Annotated in this window: 20 protein-coding genes and 1 riboswitch; of the genes, 9 read left to right on the forward strand and 11 right to left on the reverse strand. The window is 45.2% G+C overall.

Features of this window, described 5'->3' with window-relative positions; translation table 11 throughout:
• The first annotated feature begins 153 nt into the window (after nucleotides 1–153).
• Nucleotides 154–822, forward strand: coding sequence for a hypothetical protein (locus Q4Q50_RS13205; RefSeq protein ID WP_311899676.1), 669 nt, complete (start codon nucleotides 154–156; stop codon nucleotides 820–822).
• Between the two features lie 136 nt (nucleotides 823–958).
• Nucleotides 959–1,191: riboswitch (cobalamin riboswitch) on the forward strand.
• A gap of 109 nt (nucleotides 1,192–1,300) precedes the next feature.
• Complete coding sequence (locus tag Q4Q50_RS13210) at nucleotides 1,301–3,262, forward strand: TonB-dependent receptor (RefSeq protein WP_311899678.1); 1,962 nt, start codon at nucleotides 1,301–1,303, stop codon at nucleotides 3,260–3,262.
• 59 nt (nucleotides 3,263–3,321) lie between these two features.
• Here Q4Q50_RS13210 and Q4Q50_RS13215 read toward each other — a convergent pair whose 3' ends face one another.
• A complete protein-coding gene (locus Q4Q50_RS13215) occupies nucleotides 3,322–4,536 on the reverse strand; it encodes a hypothetical protein (protein ID WP_311899679.1) in 1,215 nt (404 codons plus the stop codon).
• A 678-nt stretch (nucleotides 4,537–5,214) separates the two neighbouring features.
• On the opposite strand from Q4Q50_RS13215, the gene Q4Q50_RS13220 reads away from it, so the two are divergent.
• Entirely contained in the window at nucleotides 5,215–5,943 is a 729-nt protein-coding gene (locus Q4Q50_RS13220; protein WP_063883536.1) for an HDOD domain-containing protein, read from the forward strand.
• Between the two features lie 101 nt (nucleotides 5,944–6,044).
• Here the strand turns inward: Q4Q50_RS13220 and Q4Q50_RS13225 are convergent, their stop codons facing one another.
• Nucleotides 6,045–6,950, reverse strand: coding sequence for a LysR family transcriptional regulator (locus Q4Q50_RS13225; RefSeq protein WP_311899680.1), 906 nt, complete (start codon nucleotides 6,948–6,950; stop codon nucleotides 6,045–6,047).
• Nucleotides 6,951–7,150: 200 nt separating this feature from the next.
• Here Q4Q50_RS13225 and metE point away from each other — a divergent pair, with 200 nt between their 5' ends.
• The gene (gene metE / locus Q4Q50_RS13230) at nucleotides 7,151–9,421 is read left to right on the forward strand and encodes a 5-methyltetrahydropteroyltriglutamate--homocysteine S-methyltransferase (RefSeq protein ID WP_311899682.1); all 2,271 of its coding nucleotides are present in this window, start codon (nucleotides 7,151–7,153) and stop codon (nucleotides 9,419–9,421) included.
• 252 nt (nucleotides 9,422–9,673) lie between these two features.
• Here the strand turns inward: metE and queG are convergent, their stop codons facing one another.
• A complete protein-coding gene (gene queG, locus Q4Q50_RS13235; protein ID WP_311899684.1) occupies nucleotides 9,674–10,876 on the reverse strand; it encodes a tRNA epoxyqueuosine(34) reductase QueG in 1,203 nt (400 codons plus the stop codon).
• A gap of 176 nt (nucleotides 10,877–11,052) precedes the next feature.
• Between queG and Q4Q50_RS13240 the strand changes: the two genes are divergently transcribed.
• Entirely contained in the window at nucleotides 11,053–11,850 is a 798-nt protein-coding gene (locus tag Q4Q50_RS13240; protein WP_259563352.1) for a substrate-binding periplasmic protein, read from the forward strand.
• Here Q4Q50_RS13240 and Q4Q50_RS13245 read toward each other — a convergent pair.
• A complete protein-coding gene (locus tag Q4Q50_RS13245) occupies nucleotides 11,847–13,769 on the reverse strand; it encodes a GGDEF domain-containing protein (RefSeq protein WP_311899685.1) in 1,923 nt (640 codons plus the stop codon). The genes Q4Q50_RS13240 and Q4Q50_RS13245 overlap by 4 nt on opposite strands.
• Nucleotides 13,770–13,924: 155 nt before the next feature.
• Between Q4Q50_RS13245 and Q4Q50_RS13250 the strand changes: the two genes are divergently transcribed.
• Both Q4Q50_RS13250 and Q4Q50_RS13255 read left to right on the forward strand, forming a co-directional pair.
• A complete protein-coding gene (locus tag Q4Q50_RS13250; RefSeq protein WP_106651592.1) occupies nucleotides 13,925–14,449 on the forward strand; it encodes a phosphatase PAP2 family protein in 525 nt (174 codons plus the stop codon).
• 36 nt (nucleotides 14,450–14,485) lie between these two features.
• Complete coding sequence (locus Q4Q50_RS13255; RefSeq protein WP_311899686.1) at nucleotides 14,486–14,920, forward strand: DUF3069 domain-containing protein; 435 nt, start codon at nucleotides 14,486–14,488, stop codon at nucleotides 14,918–14,920.
• A 128-nt stretch (nucleotides 14,921–15,048) separates the two neighbouring features.
• On the opposite strand, the gene Q4Q50_RS13260 is transcribed toward Q4Q50_RS13255, so the two are convergent.
• The 4 genes from Q4Q50_RS13260 to Q4Q50_RS13275 form a co-directional block, all read right to left on the reverse strand.
• On the reverse strand, nucleotides 15,049–16,737 hold the full coding sequence (locus tag Q4Q50_RS13260; protein WP_006084095.1) for an NAD-dependent malic enzyme: 1,689 nt from the start codon (nucleotides 16,735–16,737) through the stop codon (nucleotides 15,049–15,051).
• A 273-nt stretch (nucleotides 16,738–17,010) separates the two neighbouring features.
• Nucleotides 17,011–17,475, reverse strand: a complete 465-nt coding sequence (locus tag Q4Q50_RS13265; RefSeq protein ID WP_006080239.1) for a YehS family protein — start codon at nucleotides 17,473–17,475, stop codon at nucleotides 17,011–17,013.
• A 152-nt stretch (nucleotides 17,476–17,627) separates the two neighbouring features.
• Nucleotides 17,628–18,902, reverse strand: coding sequence for an Nramp family divalent metal transporter (locus Q4Q50_RS13270; protein WP_311899687.1), 1,275 nt, complete (start codon nucleotides 18,900–18,902; stop codon nucleotides 17,628–17,630).
• Nucleotides 18,903–19,053: 151 nt separating this feature from the next.
• Nucleotides 19,054–19,593 (reverse strand): PH domain-containing protein, encoded by a 540-nt coding sequence (locus tag Q4Q50_RS13275; RefSeq protein ID WP_311899688.1) that lies wholly within the window; start codon nucleotides 19,591–19,593, stop codon nucleotides 19,054–19,056.
• Nucleotides 19,594–19,836: 243 nt separating this feature from the next.
• Between Q4Q50_RS13275 and Q4Q50_RS13280 the strand changes: the two genes are divergently transcribed.
• Both Q4Q50_RS13280 and Q4Q50_RS13285 read left to right on the forward strand, forming a co-directional pair.
• On the forward strand, nucleotides 19,837–22,395 hold the full coding sequence (locus Q4Q50_RS13280) for a TonB-dependent receptor (protein ID WP_311899689.1): 2,559 nt from the start codon (nucleotides 19,837–19,839) through the stop codon (nucleotides 22,393–22,395).
• 159 nt (nucleotides 22,396–22,554) lie between these two features.
• The gene (locus Q4Q50_RS13285; protein ID WP_311890976.1) at nucleotides 22,555–23,187 is read left to right on the forward strand and encodes a glutathione S-transferase family protein; all 633 of its coding nucleotides are present in this window, start codon (nucleotides 22,555–22,557) and stop codon (nucleotides 23,185–23,187) included.
• 110 nt (nucleotides 23,188–23,297) lie between these two features.
• Here Q4Q50_RS13285 and Q4Q50_RS13290 read toward each other — a convergent pair whose 3' ends face one another.
• From Q4Q50_RS13290 to Q4Q50_RS13300, 3 genes are all read right to left on the reverse strand, one after another.
• Nucleotides 23,298–23,798: a DUF4447 family protein gene (locus tag Q4Q50_RS13290; protein WP_259541398.1), complete on the reverse strand. Its 501-nt coding sequence runs from the start codon at nucleotides 23,796–23,798 to the stop codon at nucleotides 23,298–23,300.
• 30 nt (nucleotides 23,799–23,828) lie between these two features.
• Nucleotides 23,829–24,236, reverse strand: a complete 408-nt coding sequence (locus Q4Q50_RS13295; RefSeq protein ID WP_011845817.1) for an SMI1/KNR4 family protein — start codon at nucleotides 24,234–24,236, stop codon at nucleotides 23,829–23,831.
• A gap of 176 nt (nucleotides 24,237–24,412) precedes the next feature.
• Nucleotides 24,413–25,198 (reverse strand): RelA/SpoT domain-containing protein, encoded by a 786-nt coding sequence (locus Q4Q50_RS13300; RefSeq protein WP_311899690.1) that lies wholly within the window; start codon nucleotides 25,196–25,198, stop codon nucleotides 24,413–24,415.
• Nucleotides 25,199–25,396: the final 198 nt, after the last annotated feature.

Raw genomic sequence — 25,396 nt, forward strand, 5'->3', positions numbered from 1 at the left:
GACAGTGATTATTTCTTTCAAAGTGGCAGTTAATCTAAGCTTTTGACTGTTTTCAATCTGGGTTCTTCGCTAGAATGCTGGGTGTTTTCTGTTCAATTTCATGATGTCGTATTAATTAGTATTAGTTATAAGTGCGATACAAGGATGATAAGTATGAAATTAGCATTGTGTTCACCTATTGGATTATTTCAAGGTGCCAGAGTGTTGTTACTCTGCAGCTTAATTGGCTCAGAGCCTGTTCAAGCCACATTAGATATGCCCCGGAGCGAAAGCGGCGTTGCTCATACCCATGTATTGCCCGTATTTGGTCAGCAATTAGGGTTCAATCTGCCTGCGGGCTGGAAACAGGCTTATCATGAGGAGCAAGCAGGCATGTTTATGGCAGAATATGTGCCTGAGCAGGAAGCATTAGCCCAGTGGAGTGCCCTATTTTGCGTGCAGGGTTTTAAGGATATGGCCGAGAGTATTAGCCCTGAGCGTTTTTTAGATGCGATGGCCCAGACCTATAAATCGACCTGTGATGGCGAGGTGGTGTACCAGAAGTTAGGTGACACTGAAGTCGATGGGCACGCTGGATTTCATGCGATTCTAGGCTGTACAGCCATGCCCAATTTACACGGTGTGACGCCACTGAATCCCAAAGCCTATGCTTCAACTCCTCAAGGGGAAATTGGCTATTATACGGTTGTCAGTGGCAATAAAGATTTGTATCTGTTGCATAAGTCGATGCGAGGTGCCGTTTTTTCTGCCGATAAACCACCACTGCAGGCAGATAATAGCCAAGATTTTATCTCCACTTTAGTCCCATTCTCCTTGAAGTAGGCTGTAGACGTTCGCTTGAGTTTGATGGACTTTCATCCGTATAGACGTCTATAATGCGCGCGCTCAGGCTCTATAATGTGCTGAGCCTTAAGGGAGTATCGCTGTTTTATTGATGGCTGTACCCTATGAATCAAATTTTTAGTCAACCTTCTGAGGTGCTTGCGTGCGAAAGCCGCGAGATAATCGGGAAGCCAGTGAAATTCTGGCACTGCCCCCGCAACGGTAAAAGGTGAGAGAAGACCGCGTTTGATTGGTGTGTTCAAGACAGAACCCGATAGTCAGAATGTTAAAGGTCAGTCTCGCGTTAATTCTATTTTTACGGATTAACATAGCCTAAGTCCGGAGACCGGCCCTAAAGGTGTTTTTGAGATTTCGGTGGGCAGATCTCAAAATGCGATAGTCACTGTCAGTATCTTTTACTGAATGAACAGTATCGTGGCGCTAATGCCCCGTTTTCCTTGCAGGAGTTAAAGGTAAAATGGGAACAAATCCAACCAAAATCGCGCTGCTGATCGGTAGCCTTTGCAGTTTTTCCGTTATCGCGCCCGCTATGGCGGCTGACGCTAGCAGCACAGCGAAAGTCGACGAGCATCTTGTCGTGATCGGCCGCTCTGACAATACCCCGTTAAATATTGCCGCGAATGTGAATGTGATTGACGCTGCGGCGATTGAAATGAGCGGTGCCACTAGTGTGACTGAAGTTTTACGCGGTCAAAGTGGTATTCAAATTTCAGATAATAACATCGGTACTAGTTTTGCGATGCGTGGCTTTAGTGCCAGCACTGCTGCGAATAACACGCTGATTTTACTTGATGGTCGTCGCCTCAATAATATCGATATCGCAGCCCCTAGTCTTAATGCCATTCCGCTTAACCAAGTCGAGCGCATCGAAATTTTATCGGGTAGTGCGGGTGTGCTTTATGGTGACCAAGCGGTAGGCGGCGTGATCAATATTGTCACTAAATCCCCTGAAAATACCGGCGGTAGCGTACAGTTATCCGGCGGCAGCTTTGATACCTATGAAGGTCGTGGTGATGTGTCTGGCGCGATCAACAAGGATTGGCGTTACTTTTTCACTGGTAGCTATAACCAAGGTGACAACTACCGCAAGCATAATGCCAATGAAACAGGGTCGATTTTAGGTCGCATTCAATATAAAACGGCCACAGACTCCTTCTTTGTTGAAACTAGCTACTACGACAACGATCGTGAAAATCCGGGCTCATTGACAGAAGAACAGTTCAATAAAGACCCACGCCAATCTTTCAAGAGCAGCGAATATGTCCATGAGATGACCACTGCGGCGCGCACGGGTTACCAGCATCAGCTCAATCAAAACTGGGCGCTGGCAGCGGATTTAGATTATAGCGATACCTTAGTGTCTTCTTTTAATTGGGGGGCGAACAGCCATAACACGCGCTCACTGTTGATGTTTAGTCCTAAAGCGTTAGCGAACTACAGTACCCGTCAAGGTGAGCTAAACCTAGTCACAGGTTTAGACATCAGCCGTGGTAAGGCTGATTTTGACACTATGGCGCGCAGTAATGTGCAGCAAACACAAAGTGCTTACTTACAAGCCACTGTGCCATTAAGCCATACCCTAAGTTATGTTGTGGGTGGGCGATATGCGCGGGTGACCGACGAGTTAGTCGATCGCAAAGTTTATCCTAGTGGTATCGATTTAGATGAAGATGCGACAGCATTTGAGTTTGGCCTAAACTACCGTCCTAGTATGGAGCACAGATTCTATCTACGTGGAGATGAAAACTTCCGTTTTGCGAAAGTGGATGAGCAAGCTTATACCCCTAAAGATGTGTTTGGCTTAAAGCCGCAGACGGGCCGCTCCTACGAAGCGGGTTGGGATTGGACTCTTGCGAGCCAAACTCTACGAGTAAGCCTATATCGTCTCGATTTGGAAGATGAAATCGTGTTTGATCCTAGCGCTGAGACACCTCCAAATGGAGATTTTCAAGGCGCTAACGTTAATGCCGACGCTTCTCGTCGTTATGGCGCGAGTGCCGATTGGGATTGGCAGGTGACTAAAGCGCTGCAGCTCGGGCTAGAGTATAACTATATCGATGCTGAATTTACTGACGGTATCAATGATGGCAAAGAGCTGTCTTGGGTGGCAAAACACACAGGGCGCGGTTATGTCAGCATGGATTTTGCTGAGCATTTCCAGGTGTTTGCCGAAGCTATCTACACGGGTGATCGTTTTATTGAAGGCAATAACGGTAACGAAGGCGATAAGTTATCTAGTTACGTGCTTGGTAATTTAGCCTTGAACTACAATCGTGATGCTTGGCTTGCCAGTCTGCGTATCGATAACCTATTCGATAAAGATTATGTCAGTGCAGGTTATTACGGTGGCCTTTGGGGTGATAGTTATTACTCTGGTCGAGGCCGTGATATTCGTTTAACCCTTGGTTATCGTTTTTAATATCTGACTACATAAGCTATTTTGCAGCCTTTAAATGAATATAAAGGCTGCTTTTGCTATTATCTATTCTTAAATTGTTTATCTTGTTCTTCTTTATTTAGCGGTTTAATACCAAGATAATATTCATAGCTATTTTTATCATTATTATCGGCAGATATCTCATTTTTATTATTAACTTCTTTCGATGTGTTGTCTTCTTTGTTTGCATACATAGTTAATTTTGGCTTAGTCTGTTTAGACTTGGTCTCCTCTGCAGCTGACTTATTCGCTATACTTTTAATCTCTTCATTGTCAGTAGCGGGTTTGTCTTCTATCTTGCCAAATTTATAGTTAAAAATAGCATTGGTTTCTACTGTTTCAATGGTTGATTTTTTCATGGTTTTGTATGATGCGACAATACCATGCTTACCTAAGGTAACTTCGGGATAAATTTTCTTACCTGTACCAACCTTTGCACCATCGACATACCAGTCTGCATCAACGTTGCTCGTTAGGGTAATCACTGTGGACTTAAGGCCCAGTTTTTCATTGAGTAATGATTCTATTTTGTTGTTATATGACGGCTTAAACGTCATGTTAACTCTATAATGCAGTTCTCCATTCATATTCATACTAGCATCAATAACCTTGTATGATAGTAGTACACTTTTATCGCTAAGGAATGGATCTGAATTAATCGTATTTTTAACTGTATACTTTTCGGTATCTTTTAAACAATCATTTATAGATTGAAATTTAGAACAAGTCATAGAGCTTTCTAGGTCAATTGACTTAACACTATCAGCACTGGATAACTCAGCAACAATACGATTAACTATTTCTTTTTTTAATGCAAAAAGTTGTGCGCCTCTTTGAGTTCGTTGACTATTAACAATTTCGTACTGTTTTAATATATCTTGATAGTTTTCTTTGTTTTTAATTTCGTATTCGACCGATTTCTTTTCAAGTGAATCAATGTTCTTTACTAAGGTTTCGATTTCTTTGAAGTAATTACTCGGGTCACTTTCTGTTAAAATGGTATTGGGTAATGCCAATATTGCCTTGTTATAATGCTCTTTCTCGTTTTTGATGTTTGTTAATAGTGATTCATAATCATATTCACTTTTCTTATGATTAGATAAGCGGTCATTAATAGATATTAACAAGTTATCAATATCAAACTTTTGTTCGATTTGGTTTACTGATTGGTTTTCAGTTGCAGTTATCAACTCTAAGGCGTACGAGTTACTTGCACACAAGCACAACAAAGCAATGGTAAATTTACTGTATCTCACGTTTCTCTCCGATATTTTATCTGAAACAGTCAAAACAGCTTACTATTTCAGTGCTTTGAGCAAAAAACTCTACGTTTGGGCCATGATACTTAAGTTGATTTTTCTTTTCAAATGGATTGTTTGTTTGCCAATTCCAAATAAAGACATTTCCACTTTGATATCAGTTTGAGGCTCAATTGTATCCTTTGATTGAGTCATCTTATATTGGCAAGATTCTCATGACCATGATACTAAATGATGCTCATTACAGAACAATTGTTGCTGAAAACTGTGGCACTAGAGTGATGAGTAGTAATGAGCTAAAAGTCGACTATGTAGCGGGAATGCTATGCTTCAACACTGATGTTGAATTGGTCATTGTAAGTGAGAGGCATATTGCAATGAAATGCGAATGGGTGTCGCTTACCCTCGTTGTAGAAATAGAGATAAATTATTAGACGGACAGGCTCGTGACGACTTGAAGAATGGAAATGTTAAAATTGTTTTAAAACATGGGATTATATCTCCACCTCCAGCACCTTATTTGCTTCACCATTTGATGTTACATATAAGGTAGTCATTTTTTATTCTTTTCGTTAGGCTATTGTGCGACTTAGTACTGAAATTCTTTAAATTTTGGGTATGATGTGAAGAGTAACCGAATCATCTTATTGTTAATAAACAGGTGCAAAGTGTCTTATGACTGATCTTGAGCAACAGGTTTTTACTCAAGTTAGAGCTATTATAGCGAATGAAGAGCAAGTGATTGGCCGCCGAGGGATTTTAATTCCACTCAAAAAAGCGATCCTTGCTGAAGGCGACATTCGTAACGTGATCGACATCATCTCGAGTGACCCCGCATTGGCGGCGCACATGCTAATGCGCAGCAATTCCGCACAGGCATCAGGGGTGATTAACCCTAAGACTCGCTCCTTGAAAGAAGCTTTAGTCCGCTTAGGTCAAGTGAATATCTATCGCTATGCCTTTACGTTTTATCTGCAAGAGCGTCTCGATGAGCTGCCACAGCCCTATAAAAAGTTGGTCCAAGGTTATTGGAAGTTGACTGAAGATATTGCAACGGATGCGGTGGACAGTTTAGCGGATATGGAAGGCGTCGAGGTTGATGCTGATGAAGTGCAAACCTTGGCCCTGTTCAGTGTGTTCGGCCAAATTATCGCGCTCACGGCCTTTGCGTATTTAAATGCTAATGCCGAACAATCATTCCCTTTAAGCGTAATTAAGTCATTGATTGATAATCAACAGCAGACATTGACGATAGAATCATTCGAAGCGTTAGATCTCGATCAGGACTTGCGTCAAGAGTTTATGATTGCCCATAATTTGCGTCAGACCCGTAATTCGAATTCCCCTGGTTTAATCCTGCGCCGCGTATTGTCTATGCGTGGTCTATTGATGAATCCGCTGTAATATTTAGATGCGACAAATAACGGTTTGAACGAATAAAATAACTATTTAATTCAATAAAAAAAGCCTGCATTCGCAGGCTTCTTTATTAGATTTCACCCGCATTAATTTGTCTTCTGCTGGCGAGATAAACCTTCACTCGCCACCAGTTGTAACCAATTTTGGATCAAGGCTGAGTTGGCGCTATGGCGGCGATAGGCGCCAAACAAAGGGCGTTTCAAGCCTTCTTGCCCGAGCTTCACTGTGGTAAGGCTTAGGCCATGCCCTTCATTTATCGACCAATTTGGCAGCGCGGCTATACCGTCTTTACAGGCGATGCGTTGCAGTAACATCATGGTTAAATCACAGGTTTTCTGCTCGCCCGCTTCTATGCCTGCGGGTTCTAAAAAGTGGCGATAGATGTCTAAACGCGTCAGTGGTACGGGATAACTGATAATAGGCAAGTGTGCTAATTGCTTAGGGGTGACATAGGCTTCTTTCGCTAAAGGATGATCCTTAGCAACCACTAACTTTACTTCAAAATCAAACAAATGCTGATAAGCGAGTGAATGCCCAGGCACAGGATCTGAGGTCAGCACTATATCCAGTTCGCCCATTTCTAGGGCATTGAGCGAGTCAAACAAGTGACGGCTCGACAAGTCTAACTCGGCTTGGGGATGTTCTTGTCTAAATTGCTCCATCACAGGCATTAACCAGCGAAAACAGCTGTGACACTCAATGCCGACACGTAACTGATTGGTTTCGGTTTCAAGGCCATTCTTAAGATCTGTCTCGGTTTCTAGCACCTTAGGCAAAATTTCTTCCGCGAGATGAAGCAGACGCGCACCTTCTTGGGTGAATGACAGCGGTTTGCTTTTACGCACAAAAATAGGTGAGTTAATCCTTTGCTCCAACTCCTTAATTTGGTGGGAGAGTGCGGATTGAGTGACAAAACGTTTTTTGGCTGCGCCCGCCAAACTGCCACTTTCCTTCAGGGCCATTAAGGTTCGCAGATGTCTTAGTTCGATCATGTTCACTCCAGGTGAAATTCGCTCATGTTGTGCTTGAAATCAATTCGGTTGCTGGAATAGAGACTAACACAATAAACTTCTAGACGTCCAGACGCCCATTGTTATTTATCAAGGCGGAAATACTGAAAAGTGCCAAGAGAACACAATCTGGTGGGTGCAAGTGCCGAATTTGGCTTATCTCAAATAAAGGAAGATAGGGTATGCAATTAAATAGTCTTGGGTTTCCCCGTATCGGGCGTCGACGTGAATTGAAATTTGCCTTAGAAAAATACTGGCGTGGTGAGAGTACTCAAGCCGAATTATGTGAAGTAGCGAGTGAACTGCGCCGTACCCATTGGCAGTGGCAAACCGCAGCGGGCGTCGAGCAAGTGCCCGTGGGGGATTTTGCCTTTTACGATCAAGTATTAACCCTGAGTGCGACCTTGAATGCCATCCCTGATCGCCACCGCGGCGAAGGCGCTATCGATCTCGATACCTTATTCCGTGTTGCCCGCGGCAGAGCGCCGACAGGGCAAGATGCGCCAGCCTCTGAAATGACTAAATATTTCAATACTAATTATCATTATTTGGTGCCAGAGCTGACGCAAAACCAAGAGTTTTCGATTGCTTACGAGCAGTTTTTTGATGAAGTCAGCGAAGCGCAAGCGCTAGGCTATAAAGCAAAACCTGTGCTACTCGGCCCTGTTAGTTACTTGCACCTTGCTAAAACTGTGGGTCAAGAGTTCAATAAGTTAAGTTTATTGTCTAATTTATTAACTGCTTATGCTGACATCTTGGCGCGTTTCGCCGCCCAAGGTGTGGAATGGGTACAGTTAGATGAGCCTGTGTTGGCATTAGAGTTAGACACGCAGTGGCAAGCAGCGATAGCAGAGACTTATCAAGCGCTAAGCACTGTAAACGTCAAGGTTCTTTTGGCGAGTTATTATGGCGGTATTGTGCATCATCAAGCCCTCGTATCTGCCTTGCCAGTGGCTGGTTTGCACTTGGATTTAGTCACAGCCCCAGAACAACTGGCTGTGTTTGCAAATGCGTTGCGCAGTGAGCAAATTTTGTCGGTGGGCGTGGTTAATGGCCGTAACGTGTGGGCGGCAGAAATCGATTTGATTGCCGAGCGTATTGGCGCAGTGGCGCGTGATTTAGGCGATCGTCTGTGGATTGGCACATCATGTTCATTACTGCATTGCCCAGTCGATTTAGATGTTGAAGTCAAACTATTACCTGTGCTGCGTAAACAGTTAGCCTTTGCTAAGCAGAAACTGTTGGAATTGAGCAAAATTCGCCAATTATTGTTGGCGCCTAATTCGGATGAAGCACAAAAAATCAGTGCTTTTTGTATCGCTCGTCGTCAAGCCAAAGCACAGGCTGCGGATAAGCAAGTGATTGAGCGTGTTGCGGCATTAACCACTGCGGATTACGAGCGTGTCAGTGATTTCAGCGTACGCCAAAGCGTGCAGCAGCAAAAATACCGTTTACCCCTGTTACCCACTACGACCATAGGTTCGTTCCCGCAAACACCCGCTATTCGAGGATTACGCAGCCGCTGGCGTAAGGGCGAGATAAGTGATGCTCAGTATACTGAGCAGTTACAGCAAGTGACCCGCGATACTATCGAACGCCAACTAAAACTGGGTATCGACGTACTCGTGCACGGTGAAGCCGAACGTAACGACATGGTGGAATACTTTGGCGAGCAGTTAGCTGGCGTTGGTTTTAGTAAAAATGGCTGGGTACAAAGTTATGGCTCACGTTGTGTTAAGCCACCCTTGATTTACGGCGATGTGAGTCGTCCAAAAGCTATGACAGTCGAGTGGGCTGAGTTTGCCCAGAGTCTTACCGACAAGCCCGTAAAAGGCATGTTGACGGGGCCTGTGACAATTCTGCATTGGTCATTCGCCCGTGAAGATATCAGCCGCGATGCGATTGCGACACAACTGGCGCTGGCGATTCGTGATGAAGTGGTCGATTTACAAAATGCGGGGATTGGCATTATTCAAATCGATGAGCCCGCTTTCCGTGAAGGTTTGCCATTGAAGCAAAGTGAGTGGCAAACCTATTTAGATTGGGCGGTGAATGCCTTTAAACTCAGCGCTGCTGGCGTGACTGATGAGACTCAAATCCACACTCACATGTGTTACAGCGAGTTTAACGACACGATTGCCGCGATTGCTGCCATGGATGCAGATGTGATCACAATCGAGACTTCGCGTTCGCGGATGGAGTTACTCAACGCCTTTGAAGATTTTGAATATCCAAATGAAATTGGCCCAGGTGTATATGACATCCACTCACCAAACACCCCAAGTGTGGAGGCCATAGTGCACTTAATCGAGAAAGCCGCGCAGAAAGTCCCCGTGCGTCAATTATGGGTCAACCCAGATTGTGGCCTAAAAACCCGAACTTGGGATGAAGTCGAACCTGCATTGAAAAACATGGTTGATGCTACCCGCGAACTGCGTCGCCGCCTTGGTTAATATCTCTGTTTGAGTGTGATGTTTTTTTAACTGAGCTTATTGAGCTTACTGAGTAAAAAGACACCGGATGTTTATGCCTCCGGTGTCTTTTATTCGCTGCGAATAAGGGAAACGCCACTGTCTATTGGCCATGTTTAATATCAAGGTTCATATCAAGGTTCATATCAAGGTTCAATAGACGTACTGAGCGAATGACGATTCTTAGTTTAGGCTAATTAATCAGTAGTAAGCTATTGATAACTTTGCTAGATGTTAAGCATCTCGTGGTAAGCCTTTTTTGATAATACGCACCATGCGTTCGGTTTTGCGGCGCGCTTTTTGTTGCTCAGTTACAGCGGTGTCGGCAAGGCGCGATTGCTGAGCATTGAGCGCCCATTCGATATGTTCACGCACTATCTCATCGATATCTTCGTTGTCATTGCGAGCGTTAAGCGCGGCAATAATGCTTGGGCTTGCGGGGGCGTTACCCAGCGCGACTGCGATATTACGTAGCCAGCGTTTATGACCAATTCGGCGAATGGCGCTGCCTTCGGTTTGCTTTAGAAATTCGGCCTCGCTCCAAGCAAAAAGGCTGAGAAGGTCGGGCTGTTTTAACTGGGGACGAATATGGAAGTCGGTTTCGGCTGTGAGTGGCGCTTGGCGATTGATGGGGCACACGAGCTGACAATCATCGCAGCCATAGATGCGATTGCCCATAAGTGGCCTAAATTCTTCAGGAATAGCGCCTTGCAGCTCGATGGTGAGATAGGAAATACAGCGTCTGCCATCGACCACATAAGGTTCTACGATTGCACCTGTTGGGCAGGAGGTGATGCAGGCGACGCAACTGTTACAGCCTTCTTGGATTGGAATATCCACAGGCAGAGGCAAATTGATCAGCAGCTCACCTAAAAAGAACCAACTACCCGCCTCATGGTTGAGTATGAGTGAGTGTTTACCTGTCCAGCCGATACCGGCTTTTTCGGCTAATGGGCGCTCGAGTACGGGCGCTGAGTCGACGAAGGGACGGAAATCGGCGGCATCGAAACCGAGCGCAACTAACTCTGCACTGATTTGATCCCCCAGCTTTTTAAGCCGAGCGCGGATCAACTTGTGATAGTCGCGGCCACCCGCATAACGGGAGATATAACCTAAGTTGGGATCGGTGAGATTAGTGGCAAAGCCTGCTTCGGGTGGTAAATAGTCCATCCGTACGGATATCACTCGCACTGTGCCCGGATGCAATTCTTGCGGGCGAGCGCGCATCATCCCGTGGGTGGCCATATACGCCATTTCGCCATGAAACCCTTTGTCTAGCCATGCTTGGAGTTTGGCTTCTTCGGCCGTTAAATCTGTATCGCAAATGCCAACTTGTGCAAATCCGAGTGCTTTTCCCCACGTTTTTATTTGTAGTGCAAGCCGCGACAGCGTGCTGGCATAGGATTGGTTGGGGATTTGATTGGCTAAAGTCGACATGGATTCATTGCAGTGAGGCTCTTGGGTAGGTGGCAATATGATAGCAAGTTTTCACTTGTTACGGACGAGTTTACTCAGTGAGCATGAATGAGAGGTTATTTTCTTTGGGGCATATGTTTATTTGCAGCTGAGATTGAGTCTATGATTAGGTTTAATGTTTCCCGTTTGGTATCCGTATGCTGAGTGCGTTTCCCCTTAGGGCGTGTTTTCTTGCGATGAGCTTATTAGGTCTCATGCCCGCTTTTGTTTTTGCGGCGCCTGACAAGTTGAAGTTGGTGACCGAAGCTTGGCCTCCCATGAGTTACGAGCAAGATGGTGTTCCCCAAGGTTTTGCGGTGGACTTAGTCAATACCTTGCAATCGAGACTGGGCCAGAGTGAAAAAATTGATGTGTTACCTTGGGCACGGGCGTATTCGATTGCTAATACCTCGGCGAATGTCTTACTTTTTGCGACGTCTATTAATGACGAGCGTGAAGATCATTTCGATTTCATCGGCCCGATTGCAACCAGCAAAATTGCTTTGTATGCGAGGGCGGCAGATCCCATAGTGCTCGAGCAACTTGCTGAACTGCAATCTAAAGATATTGTCGGGGTTTATCGAGAATCCGCTGGAGCACAGCTGTTACAACAAGCGGGTGTCGATAACTTACTGGTGGCGAGTTTTCCACAGCAATCGGCAAAGCAGTTACTGTTTTCTCGAATTCGTTTCTGGTGCCAAGCGGATCTTGCGGTTAAGCAGATATTAGAAGAGGTTGGCGCAAGTGAGGCCGATATACGCCAAGTGTATGTCGTATCTGAGATTAATCTGTACTTAGCCTTTTCTAAAGGGACCTCGGCGGTCACGGTCACGAGTTGGCAAACAGAGCTTGAGAAAATGAAAGACTCAGGGGAATTTAGTCGTTTATATCAGACATGGTTTGGTGCTCTGCCACCGCCCTTACAGCATCAAGTGTTTTGGCATAAAAGTGTTTAACTCTCACTCGCAGCCTCATTTTTGGCGGCTTTAACACAATTTCTTCCCGCATTTTTAGCCTCATAAAGGGCGTCGTCGGCACGTTTCAGTAGGCTGGCAAAGTCTTTGTCTTGATAGGTGTTGTCACTATTGGGCTGCGGCGCTAAGGTTGCGACACCTGCACTAACGGTCAATTTGAGTTCAGCCGGTAAATCCTCAGCGCCTAGACGACTAATTTGAGCTTGCAACTGATGGGCAAGTTCACAAGCACGTTCAGCATCCGTGTTGGGTAAGAGAATCAAAAACTCTTCACCACCGATACGGCCAATAAGATCTTTATTACCCGTTAGGGCTTGACTTGCGCTTGCGATCGTCAGTAAGGCGCGATCGCCCAGCTCATGGCCGAAGTTATCGTTAATTTTCTTGAAGTGGTCCGCATCAAAGATAATCACCGAAAAAGGGCTTTGTTGTTTTAAGGCTTGCTGAAAATACTGTGCGGCTTGGGCATAAATATGCCGACGATTAGGGAGCTTGGTGAGGTAATCGGTGAGGGCTATGACCTGTAATTGGCGATTTCTCTGCACTTGTTTATACGCAAATATCGACACTATTGTCAGGATAAAGCCCGTCAATAATAAAATAATGTGTTGTAATGATTTATTCTTCTCGAGTAGCGCGAGTTCTTGTTCTTTAAGGTTTTGGTTTTCAATCAAGCGCTGATTTTCAGATTCAATCCTAGTGGTATCAAACTTCATTTTTAATTCTGTGGTTTGATGAGAGAAGGAGTTGTCATCGACTTTTTTGGTGAGGGCGACAAATTCCTGCAGTGCGCCATAGGCCGCAGGTAAATTATTCATCGCCGCATAGACATCACTTTTCAGCTGTAATAGTTGGGTGAGTCCCCGATCATTTTGCAGAGTTCGAAAGGCTTTTTCCCCTTGTTCGAGTTCGGTAAGCGCTTCTTTATAACGTGCTTGTTGAAACTTGATATTGGCCGTAAAGAGTTTCATAAAGCTATAAGCGGCATAATCTTTCTCGCTAATCACAGCTGCGGCTTCAGTTAAATATTTTTCCGCTTCATTAAGACGATGGAGTTTGATTAAGCTAAAGGCAATGTCCGTCGCCATAGTGGCGGCCACTTTTTCTAGCTGATGTTCCTTAAAGTATTGATAGCTGAGCAAGAAGTGATCAATAGCTTGTTGATGTTCACCCAGTTCATCTAAAGCCAGACCTATTTCTGAGGTGACATACATTGCCTGCTCTTGGTTATTGTTCTTTAAATAGAGTGCTTTGAGTTTATTGTAGTAACGGATTGCACTTTGGGGATCGCCATAACGTCTAAAGCTGGTGGCCATATCGGCAAGATTGATGTTAGCCCAGCCGGTTAAATTCAGTGACTCGTAGAGATCTTGTGCAGTTATCAGATCGTCTAATGCCGCAGAAAAATCGCCAATATAGGAATACAGAGCGCCGCGAAGGCTGCGTGAGTCGGCAATGAGTTTAAGATCCTCATGCTCATAGGCACGCTTAACGCTGAGGTTATAGCCTTCCATTGCGCTATCTACATCACCATTTAACTGCAAAAACCAAGAATGACAAAGCATGAGGTCGGTGATGAAATGCGCGGAAGCCGTTGGTGGAATAAGGGTGAGTGTTTGACTCGTATTCTTAACTGCCTGTGCTATGTCTGTATCCGTTTCGGCACTTTGATCCCAGCATTTTAGTAGCTGTAGCTTTTCATTGCGGAGTACATCGTCGGTTGCAATCAGTTTGCTCAATAACGCAAGATCGTTGTCAATTGCTTCGCGGGTCATGGGCTCACCGCTTTCTAATCTTTCAAATATTTTATCAACCTGAGTCTTTTCTTCTGCCATAGCGAGGCTGAGCGGCAGTAAGAACAGCAACAAGGTAAATGATAAGTATCGGAATGGACGTAGCAAAAAAGGTTTCCTGTTCGCATTAAAATCAATAGCTAATAATGAGCTTAGCATAACTTGTTTGTTCATTTTGAATATAGATGTATCGCAATTTTGCATTCAGCTGGCTATCAAGGTATAAACTTCGCCTTGGAAATCATCCTATAAAGGAATCACCCTTGAAAAAATTACTTTGTGCTGCCCTACTTATGATAAGCAGCAATAGTTGGGCGGGTTCAGATCTAGAAACCTCGGGCGATGTATTGCATTTATTGCTCCCCGCAACGGCAATGGGTGCGACGTTATTTTATGAAGACGGTTACGACGGTAGTTGGCAGTTAATTCAGGCGGCAGTATCGAGTCGATTAATTGTTGAAGGCTTAAAATATGGCGTGAGTAAAGACAGACCCGACGGTAGTGGCGACGATTCGTTCCCATCGGGTCATACCTCTGACAGCTTTATGGCGGCAACGTTTATTCAGCAACGTTATGGCTGGCAGTATGGTTTACCCGCCTATGTCGCGGCATCGTATGTTGGCTATACCCGAGTGGCGAGCGATCAACATTACCTAGAAGACGTGTTAGCGGGTGCTGCAATTGGCGCACTAGCGGGTTGGTATTTTACTCAGCCCTATGAAGGAATTACTGTCACACCGATAGCAGGTAACGGCGTTTATGGTTTATATGTGAGTGGTCAGTTTTAAGTCTATTTTTTGAATGAATGTTAATCGAGATTTTTTATGAGTGAATTATCAGCTGTTTACCGTGAAACTGCCGAGCAGATTTCTTACAATGTTGCGAATAAAGTGCTGCCAATGGCAAAACTTCCGGATGGATTATTGGCTGCATATCAAAACCTGTGCGCTGAACTGTTGGAAGACAGAGAGGGCAAATTTAGCCAAGCTTGGGCATCTTTGCCTGCTAGCGCGCGTAATCTTATGGATCAAGCCGCATTCCATGGTTTTTATATTGCAAATGCTTGGTTGCAGTTGAGCCGTGTTGCCCAAGAGATTTCTGAGCAGGCCGATACCGATGGTGAAATCCAAGAGCAAGAATATAACGGTATCTTTACCCGTTTAGCCGATGAGTCGCTCAAAGAAAGTCTACGCAAATTGAAAAAAGCACGTACCGATCGCTCTATGCTCAATAGCTTTAAACAGGTGATGGCGCCTTAGTTTTTATTGAAATAAGCGCTGAGTCTGAAAATTAAAAAGCCCGTCACTTTGCAGTGACGGGCTTTTTGCTGGCACAAACCCTTAGCTAAAGCTGCGTTGCCACGACTTAAGTCGCGGCAACGTTATGCTTAGAACGAAGTGCGTTTGTAGCGGCGATATTCTGGACTCCAGAAATTGCCTTCAATTGATTGTTGTAAGATTTCATCGCTCATTGGCAGCGTTAAACCTTGTTCAACTGCGACTTTACCTACGGCGAAAGCGATGTGCTTGCTGACAGCGTGGATATCTTCAAGTTTCGGCAATAATGGGCCGCTACCGTCGATCGCCAGTGGTGAGCATTCTGCAAGTGCGCGGCTTGATGCCATTAACATGGCATCGGAAACGTGGCGGGCACCTGAGGCTAAAACACCTAAGCCAATACCTGGGAAGATAAAGCTGTTGTTACACTGGGCAATCTCATAGGTTTCACCATCGACCACAACGGGCTCGAACGGACTACCCGTGGCGACGAGTGCTTGACCTGAGGTCCAATGCAAAATGTCCTTTGGCGTCGCTTCAACACGGCTGGTTGGGTTCGACAGTGGGAAAATAATCGGGCGGGCACAATGGCTGTGCATAGCGCGAATAATTTCTTCGGTGAATAGACCCGGTACGCCAGACACGCCAATCAGCACGGTTGGCTTAGCGTTGTTAACCACATCCAATAACGAAATATTGTCGCTGAAATTACTCCAGTTTTGGATATTGGTGCATTTCTGCGCTAATTTTTGCTGGAATGGCAACAGGTTAGGCATGTTGTCTAACAATAAGCCCCAACGGTCAACCATGCACACTTGCGTGCGAGCTTGCTCGTCGCTGATCCCTTCGGACACCATTTGCGCCACGATAGCTTCGGCGATACCGCAACCCGCGCTACCTGCACCAAGGAAGGCAATACGTTGTTGATTTAATTCAGTACCTGCAGCTTTACAAGCGGCTAGCAATGAACCGACGGCAACGGCAGCGGTACCTTGAATATCATCGTTAAAGCAGCAATAGCGATCTTTATAACGCTCTAAGATCGGCATGGCGTTCTTTTGGGCAAAGTCTTCGAATTGGATCAAAGTGTCTGGCCAACGCACATGTACAGCTTGCATAAAGGCTTCAATAAACTCGGCGTATTCTTCGCCACCGATGCGCGGATGGCGCCAGCCCATATACATAGGATCTTCTAACAATTGCGGATTATCTGTGCCTACGTCTAATGTAATGGGCAGGGTATAAGCCGGACTGATACCGCCACAGCTAGTGTAGAGTGACAGCTTACCGATAGGGATCCCCATGCCGCCAATACCTTGATCGCCAAGGCCTAAAATACGTTCACCATCAGTGACTACGATAATTTTAACTTTTTGACGAGTCGAGTTATTGAGAATGTCATCGATCCTATCTTTGTTCGGATAGGAGATAAACAAACCACGGTTGCGGCGATAGTTTTTCGAGAAACGTTCACAAGCTAAACCTACCGTCGGCGTATAGATGATGGGCATCATCTCGCTGATATTATTTTGCACTAGACGATAAAATAAGGTCTCGTTAGTGTCTTGGATATTACGTAGGTAAATATGCTTGTCTAAGTCGTTATTGAAACTTCTAAATTGATCGTAGGCGCGAGAAGCCTGCTCCTCAATCGTTTCAATGGCATAGGGAACTAAGCCTTCGAGGTTAAAGAAAATACGCTCTTCTTCAGAAAATGCACTGCCCTTGTTAATCAGTGGGGCTTCAAGAATGGCAGGTCCTGCAAACGGAAGATAGAGGGGGCGTTTATTATCGTCCATGGGTAACCTTTTGAGTTATTGTTTAAGTGGTCAATACGTGCTGTAAGTCACGTAAGGTTATCATGAAATGTGATCTTTGTTGTCCGTGGAACGAGGTATTTGTGGTTTTTTTTGCAGCAGTAAAAAAGTCCGCTGTTTTAAACAGGATTTATGAGGTACTTCAGATGGAATTGTTATGCTGTTGTTTATGCCTAAGCAACTTTAGGTATAGCTAAATCGGATATAAAAAACGCAGCCTAAGCTGCGTTTGATATGAAAAACTGATGTGTTGCGTTATTCACCGCGATACTTAAGTGATAAGCCGCGAATAAAGTTACGCAGGATTTGATCGCCACACTCTTTAAAATTCTTATGATCCGGATTGCGGAACAGCGCGCTCAGTTCTGATTTTGACATTTGCACTTCGGCTAGAGCCAAGGCTGCAACTATGTCTTCTTCACGCATTTCGAGGGCCACTCTGAGCTTTTTGAAGATTAAGTTATTGTTTAAACGCGATACTGGCGCTGGGATTTCTGCACCTTCACGTAGGCCACGCTTTTCGATGATAAGGCCGTCTAGGAACTGACATAAAGTGGTGTCATTACAGGCTTTGTAACCTTCTTCCTCTTCTTTGTGCAGTAGAGCAATGATCTCTTCTGTCGGCACTTCTCTTCCAGCTTTGGCAAAAATTTTAATCATTTTGGCATTGTTGAAATCAAACACGAAGCGCAAACGGCGCAAAATATCATTATTAATCATGGTCATCTCTTGGCGCGGCTGCGCTGTCTGGTTTAAGAGGCGGTATTATATACCCAAACCGCCTCAAAAGCAGAATTTAGCCGGAATTTAACGCAGCGTAGCGAATGCTATTTATGATTCTGGCATAAATAGCTGTCATGACATCTTAGCAATCAACCTTTAATGACGTTGTACCAATAGATAAACAGTGCCGCGAAAATCAGCAGATAACTCAGGCCAAACCAAGAGAGTAGTTTCATCTTAGTGCCATACCTATCAGCTTCGGGGAGCTGTTTGCTGGTCATTAAGCGGTAGTTCAACCAAGCAAAAATGACTGTGGTCATAAAGGCCAAAATCATCACAAACTCGAGTAGCGGCAACAGTGCGCCTTTAAAGAAGAGGATCAGCAATAAGCCAAAGGCACTGATGGCGAGCATGATCCCTGTGAGGCGTTTGTCTGAACTGGCCTTTGAGGTGAGTAATTGCCAGCCCATATCTAAGGTGCGGCTGTAGCCATCGATAACGGTTACTGTGGTGCTAAAAATACACAGAAATGCCACAATCCCAATAAGATAACGACTCTCGCCGCCCATCACTTGGCTGTAAAGGTTGATCAATTTATTAGCAAATTGTGCGCCTGAATCGGAAAAGTGCTCACCACTGCCGTGCATCACTAAGGCGCCCAAGGACAGAAACACGATCGCGAGGATCGCGGTGATAATGTAGCCTAAGTTAAAGTCGAGCAGCGCCTGCGCTTTCGTGACCGTCTGGCTTTTTTGTTTTTCGAGCAACCAGAGGGAATTCCAAGCGCTCACTTCAATCGGTGCCGGCATCCAGCCCATCATGGCGACCAAAAATCCCACATGGGCCCATTGCCAAGGTGAGGGAGAGACAAAATTGCTCGCTAATGGCTGAGCATGATCCCAAGCTAAGGCCACAGCAATCAAGGTAGTAAGGGTTAGGGCGAACATAATGATCTTAGTGAGTCTATCGAGTAGTTGATAATGGCCTAAGATCAGCAAAGCCAATGAACTCAGCAATACCAGCAGGGCTAACCAATCGATGGGAAGCGGAATAAATTGGGTCAACATAGCGGCGGTGAGCATGCAAACACCCGCAGTGCTAGCGACGGCGGCGATCACATTCAGTCCAGTAAATAGCAGCAAATAACCTCGGCCCTGTTTGAGGTAACCGTGCAGTAAACTCTCCCCAGTGGCGGCGGTGTAGCGTGCGCCAGCGGCAAAGAAGGGATACTTAAGTAAATTCACCCCTAAAATGACCCAAGCCAATTGCCAGCCAAATTCGGCGCCCGCCCGAGTCGAGGCGACTAAATGCGATGCGCCAATCGCCGCTGCGGCCATAAGCACACCGGGCCCCATAGCTTTAATGCCAAGCGTCAGGTGTGTTATCCAAGAGGATGAAGGGGAGGTTGTCGAGGATTCTGTCATGTCGTTATTAAAAGTACCTGTTGAAAATTAATCTGGGAAATCGAACAAGCCCTTATGTTAAGGCTGCGCTCATGCTAAAGCTGTGCTAACGCTAAGTGAGTGGCTCAACATTAAAGGGAAAGTGATTGAACTGAAAGTCGTTTTGTTCAATTTATCTATTTAATTTTTGGCTGAGCAAGGCTTCAATTCGTTTTAGGCTTGCTGCCATCTCGACTACGTTTTGTAATAACGCATCATCAGGTTGTACAGATGGACTCGCTGGATGTGGGCGCTGAGTAAGACGCTCTTTTTGTTCTAATACGCGGGTTCTAAATTGAGGCGCATCAACTATGCCGACTAAGCTTATCAAGGCGCCTGCGCCCGATTGCCCTGCGGTTTCTACCGTGAGTTTATGCAGACCAAATAGGCGCATAATTGGGCCTTGGATTAATGCCATATCGGTAATTTTGTCCAAAGGTACAGAGTTTTCGGTACGAGTTAATATTCCGCGGCGCACAATCAACTTATTACTGGTGAGCTCGGCACTCATATTGCGAATATAGCGGCGAGTTCCCCACAGCCCGATTGGAAACCAAAGCAATAACAAGGGAATGCCGACTATGCTGAGGCTGAAATAGGCGGCCCCTGAAAGCAACCAATACAAACCTAGATTGGACTCAAACTCTGGTTGATGAATGATCTTGTCTTCCATGTTTCTTCCTTAAATTCTGATATTCAAGCATCACGATTTGTCTCGTTAGTTGAATTTTCTAGTGCCTAGACCTTTTTGATTCCCGCAGAAGGAAAGCATATTGTCGCAACATGTAACAAAAGTTTAACTTTCATTATGATCCCATTGACTTTGGTTTGTAACTCATTACCTTGTGTACTGTTAATTTATGGTTTTCTAATGGTTAATATAATTTTAATAAAATAGATAAAACAAGGGATATGTATGAACAGACCTCAGATTCTACCCAGTGCTTGTGCCATCGCGATTGCTTTAGCATTTGCGCCAACAGTAGCCCATGCTGCCGATAAAGGCGCAGAAAAAGTTGAACGTATTGAAGTAACGGGTTCTCGTATTAAACGTACTGATATCGAAGGCCCTTCCCCGATCCAATCGATCAGCAAAGACGACATTGCTAATATGGGGTTCGATAACCTACAGCAATTGCTCGAACGTATGCCTGCGAACGGTGCTGGTGCATTTTCTACCCGTGGTAATAGCCAAGATTCAACCGCTAACGGTGGCGCGTCTATCAGTTTGCGTGGCTTAGGTCCTGATGCGACCTTAGTGTTAATTAATGGCCGCCGGGTTGCTGCGAGTGCTTTTGCTGAAGGTATTACTAATTCTTTTGTTGATATCAATAATATCCCTGTTTCAGCGATCGAACGTATCGACATACTCAAGGACGGTGCATCGGCTATTTATGGCTCTGATGCGATAGCGGGTGTGGTCAACATTGTCCTGAAGAAAGACATTGAGGGCATTGAAGTCAACCTAGGCTACGGTGATGCTTCAGGTACGGGTTACAATGAAACTACGGCGAACATGGTTTGGGGGATGAAATCAGATAAGGGCAGTGCCTCTATCATTCTCGACTATTTTAAAAATGATACTTTAGCTGCAACGGATTTAGGCCGTTTTGGAACTGCAGATCAGACACCTTATGGTGGCCAGGATTTGCGTTCTTCCCGAGGTTTTCCGGGGTATTTTTATGTTGATGGGGTGCAGACAGTTGACCCAGCTTGCCCTGCAGATCGCAATATAGACGGTGAAGTTTGTGTCTTTGATTATGGACCGTATAACCTTGTTGTGCCTGCCGCTGAACGTGTGGGGGCTATTGGTCAATTCGAATATCACTTTAATGATGATTTAACCGCCTTCCTAGAGTTAGCTGCCCAGCACAACACATCGGAAGCGGGCGGTGCGCCGACGCCACTTGATGAGAAAGCAGGCTTAACTGTACCAGGTAGTCATCCAAATAACCCGTGGGGGAAAGATATTGAAATCGGTCGTTTCCGCACCGTTGATGCGGGTGCGCGTCGTTGGGATATTGAATCCGATACTTTACGTTTAGTCGCAGGTTTGCGTGGCGTAGTTAAAGATTGGGATTGGGAAGCTTCGGTGCAAAAAGGTCGCAGTGAGTCCACTCAAACGGGTGATCGCAGCCAAGGTTGGGTCAGAACCGATTACTTGCAACGTGAAATCGATGCAGGTCGCTACAATCCTTTCGGTGGCACCATGAACTCCCAAGATGTCATTGATGATATTACCACCAGTCTAGTGCGCCAAGGTCTGTCCACAATGACCGCCTATGCCGCGAATATCTCAGGTCAAGCATTTACCCTTGCTGATCGCGATATCATGATGGCGGCTGGAGTTGAATACCGTGAAGAAGCTATTAGCGACGAGCCTGATGAGCAATTTCAACGTGGATTGATTTTTGGTACCGAAGCTGTGTCTGCGAAGGGCGATCGCGATCAATGGGCGGCGTATACTGAATTTTCTATCCCAGTAACGGATAACTTCGAGCTGCAACTTGCGGGTCGATATGATCATTACAGTGATTTTGGTTCAACCACTAATCCTAAGATTGCTTTCCAATGGGGTATTAGTGATGAGATAACGGCGCGTGCTTCATGGTCAACAGGGTTCCGTGCGCCTTCATTGGCACAAATTGGTTTAGGCCCATCAGATGAGAGTAGTTTTTTAAAAGATAAGTATCGTTGTGATGCGGATGGCCTTGATTGTGTTAAATCAGATTTTACTACTGAATTTGCAGGTAATCCTAATCTAAAAGCGGAAGAGTCTGAGACTTGGAACGTCGGCATGATCTGGGCACCAAGCCAGAAGTTCGATATTGGTTTCGATATCTACAGCATCACTCAAGATAATAAAATCGATAAGTTGTTACTGCAGGATATTTATGATGCTCATTGTAACGATCAGAACAGTACAGTGTGTGTGCGCTTAGCCCCCCAACCCGGTCAAACATTCGGTACTATTGATGTGCTCCATTCAAGCTTTGTTAACTTAGGTTCGCAAGAAGTTCAGGGTATGGATGTATCGACCCATTATGGCCTCGAACTCGATAGTTATGGCGACCTTAAGTTCGGTCTTGAATGGAGTTATCTGCATAACTTTGAAAAAGATGATACTCATCAAGTGGTCGATTATACCGGAGAGTATAAGTATCCGAAGAACCGTTGGTTAGCGACAACCAACTGGACTATGGATAACTTTGCCGCCAATATAAACTTGAGTTATATCGGTGAATTTGAGGATTTTGACAAAACTCGTACAATTGATGCTCAAATATTAGTCGACATGTCAGGTACTTATCGCTTCAATGAGATGTTCAAGCTGACACTAGGCGTGAACAACGTATTTGACGAAGAGCCATCATTTGCTATCGGTGATAGCGATACCGACCTCTACGGTTACGTGACCTCAGTACATAACCCTATGGGTCGCTACATCTACACTAAACTCACTATGAACTTCTAATATTAAGCCTACGTGCTTTATAGCTAAGTACTTTATATCAAAGTGTAGTGAAATCGAAACGGCGCATTAAGCGCCGTTTTTTATGGGCAGATTTGCACTAACTCAAACTCAGTGTATCTTCGTTAGGACACGAATTAACCGGACTAAAAGGACGTTGCAATGATCACTTTATATGGCACACCGCGCAGTCGCGCATTACGAGTTGCTTGGGTGTTGGAAGAGTTGGGCGTTGATTGGGATTTTTCCTTTGTGGATATGACTAAGGGTGCGCATCGCAGCGCGGCATTTTTAGCGATAAACCCCTGCGGTAAAGTGCCTGTGCTAACGGATGCTGAGTTAGTGTTATCTGAATCAGCGGCGATTTGCCTTTATCTAGCAGAAAAGTATGGCGAGGGTCAGTTGTTGCCAGCCGCGGGGAGTAACGCATCGGGTTTGCACCATCAATGGGTGAGCTTCATCATTACTGAGCTTGAGCAGCCGCTTTGGACTTTGGGTAAGCATAAGTTTGCTTTACCGGAGGAGCAGCGTCATCCGCAGATCATGCCTTGTGCGGTATGGGAGTTTGATAAGGCGGCTGCATTGGCCGAAGCCATGTTGCCTGAAAGTGATTTTTTGCTCGGTGATGACGTTTCGGTGGCGGATATTTTATTGGCCCATACCTTAATGTGGGGCACATTGTTTGAACAAGCCATTCCACCTAAACTCGCCGCTTATCGCGATAGGTTGTCTGCGCTGCCGTCGCGTCAATCGGCTTTACAGAAGATGGATGCTGTGGTGGCCGCTAAGGGATAATCATTCTAAGTCACTGATTATCTGAAAATCATTATGAGAATATGAAAAGGGCAGATAGTGATATCTGCCCTTACTGTTAATGCGAGTACTAAGCTTCTGGATTTGCATGCTTATAGTTGAGTTGCGGCCCATTTAGCACGGCTTTCACGGCTTTCGCTCATTTTGGTCGGTTCACGGAAGGCTTTATAGGCTTCCACGTCCAGTGCGACTAAGCTGACGTCGACTTCTAGGACCAGTTTGCACTCTTTCTTGATGCGCCAAGCTGCCGTGTTGTACAGCTCAGTAAAAGGCAATGAACTTAAAAATTCGGGGTTGTATTGAGTGTAAATGGCTTGAGTGGGGTACACCACAAAAGCTAAATGACGCTTAGGTTCTTTTTTAAATAGTTCTTCGATACCATCGCAGGTGTTGAGCACTTGCATCTCAATGATGTCATCAATATCAAGCAGTTTCTTTTGCGCCAGCTCAGGTGCTGCTTGTTCGCCACTTTCCCAGGCTAATACATCGGCTTCGCTATGGTTAGTTAGCGTGCCAACTTGAGCCGCACTTAAGCTCAATGATTGGCGTAAGTAGCTAATTTCGATGGCATTCAAGCCAATGTTTTTAGACATAATCGTGTTCTCAATGCAATAAAAGTAAAATTAGTATTTAATCTTTAGCCAGATTTCTTCAACCCATTCCCAGAACGACTCCCAATAGATATCGGTAAAGCCGCCGTTTTTCCAGAAATGCACTTGGCCATCTTGGTCGATACAGTAAAAAGCATCGCCCTGCTGACAAATGGCAATCATGTCCCTTGGCATGCCGATAGACCAAGCATAACAAGTGACTTCAGGCAGATAAGTGTGTGAGTAAGGATCCGATGCGGTTACTGGCTCTATCGTGCCGTAAATCACATCACTGGCATACAGCAGGTATTCTTTTAGCTCCCGTGGTAATGAAATCAGGATTTGCTCTTCGACTTCGACGAGCTGCTCAAATGTGGGTAATTCGAGTGGTACAGGAACAGTTTCACTGCGTTCTTGGAGTTGCTCAATGATGTCGTGCATGGCGTTTCCTGCTGATAGGGCTATGGCGCGGGATTATATACTTAAAAAGACGTTCGATGCGAGAGAGTGCTTTTTTCAGCTGATTTTTAATATGGTTTTTCAGGCGCTGTAAAATATAAAAAAAAAGCGCTGGCACCTTTGCAGGAGACCAGCGCAAGAGTGGAAGCGGTTGTGGGTTAAGCGACTGAGACTCTTAATAAACTGGCTTCATCGACTCGCTTATAGTTAAGCCATGCTTTGTGGTACAGCTTGTGTGATTCTTGGCGTAATTGGGCAATCTGTGCCAGCTCAAACTCACTGAGTGATCTTTGCTGTTTACGGGCATTGGCCTCAATCCTTTGCACTTTTTCATATACCTTGTGCTCTGGGCCACTTTTGATATCGGCGATATCCTGCAAGTGTAATTGCACCTCGGCAATCATGCCAGATTGGGGTAAACGTACCAGCAAGTTGAGATCGCGATAGCCTGAGGCTTTAGGTTCAGCAAAGCGGTTCTTTTGTTTTACCACTTGGGTCTGTTCGTTCAAAGTTTGATAAGCCTTCATCAGATCTTGAATGCTGTTGGTCACGATACTTGCCCTTGCAAGGTCGGTGATTTGACTGGCATCACCGTTAAATTTTGTCGCCACTTTATCTGCAGCTCTTTGATAACTCTTCACCGGAGGAATAATCACTTGCGTCTGTGAATGATGGGCAATTCGGGTAAGCAACTGAGCCAGTTCAGCCTGAGCATCATAGGCTTGGTTATGTAGAACGGATAAGTCATTCGAGGTTTGACGAGGCGCATCAAAGGTCTGACTGCTGAGTGCGTATAGACCTTGTAGATCGTGGCTTTGTGCCTGTCTTGCACTGTAATTACCACGTTCTGTTTTGGTGTCACTGACGTCGAGAGAATTTGCTACACCAGCGCGGCTCGATAATAAGAGTAGAAAAATAAAAAAGGTACGAAATAACTTAGTCATGCGGCCTACTTCCTTATGGGTGAGTTGTACAGGTCACCCATCCACCATAGGCTTCTTTTGCTTAATTAAAGCTGAATCAATCATTAAGACTTGTTCATCTTGCGCATGGGTTCACATTCATCACTCAGGATTGAGGAGTTTAGCCCAAAAAAAATGGCGCCACCTGTGACAGTGAGCGCCATTGTTGTTGCTCAGCTT

It is taken from the genome of Shewanella scandinavica, assembly GCF_031932065.1.
GTDB lineage: Bacteria > Pseudomonadota > Gammaproteobacteria > Enterobacterales > Shewanellaceae > Shewanella > Shewanella baltica.